The organism is Kineococcus glutinatus (genome assembly GCF_039542765.1).
Classification (GTDB): domain Bacteria; phylum Actinomycetota; class Actinomycetes; order Actinomycetales; family Kineococcaceae; genus Kineococcus_A; species Kineococcus_A glutinatus.
In genome coordinates this window covers 1-561 of the sequence record NZ_BAABIL010000912.1, presented here as the reverse complement: position 1 = coordinate 561, position 561 = coordinate 1, and the positions used below count along the sequence as shown (strand labels likewise).

General features: G+C 73.4%; 1 protein-coding gene. It reads right to left on the bottom strand.

What is annotated here, in order from left to right; all coding sequences use genetic code 11:
• Positions 1-561: serine hydrolase domain-containing protein (locus ABEB16_RS22525; RefSeq protein ID WP_345714376.1), on the bottom strand; the 561-nt coding region annotated here is incomplete at both ends.

Sequence of the window (561 nt, the reverse complement as noted above, 5' to 3'; positions counted from 1 at the left end):
CCTGCGCCCAGGTGCGGGAGGTCAGCGCCTCCACGAGCATCCCCGCCACGAGGTAGTTGGTGTTGGAGTACGCCCAGCGCGTCCCCGGCTCGAAGCCCAGCGGTTGCGCGGTGGCGACGGCGACGAGGTCGGCCGCCTCGTGGTGCTGGTAGCGCACCGCCTCCCAGGCCGCCGGGGTGGGGAACTGCTCGGGGAAGAGCGGCAGGAGCTCGGTGTAGTTCGCCAGCCCGCTGGTGTGCTGCAGCAGCATCCGCACCGTGATCCGGTCACCGCCGGGCAACGTGTCGGGCAGCACGCCGGGCAGGTGGCGCGAGACCGGGTCGTCCAGGCCCACCCTGCCCTCGGCCACGAGCTGCAGCACGACCGTGGCGGTGAAGACCTTCGTGATGCTGCCGGCGCGGAACCTGCCCTCGCGCGGTACCGGCCGCGTGCCGCCGAAGTCCGCCGTGCCGCTGCGGGCCGTCAGCTGCTCGCGGCCGTCGGTGATGCGCACCTGTGCGCCCTGCGCCCAGGTGCGGGAGGTCAGCGCCTCCACGAGCATCCCCGCCACGAGGTAGTTGG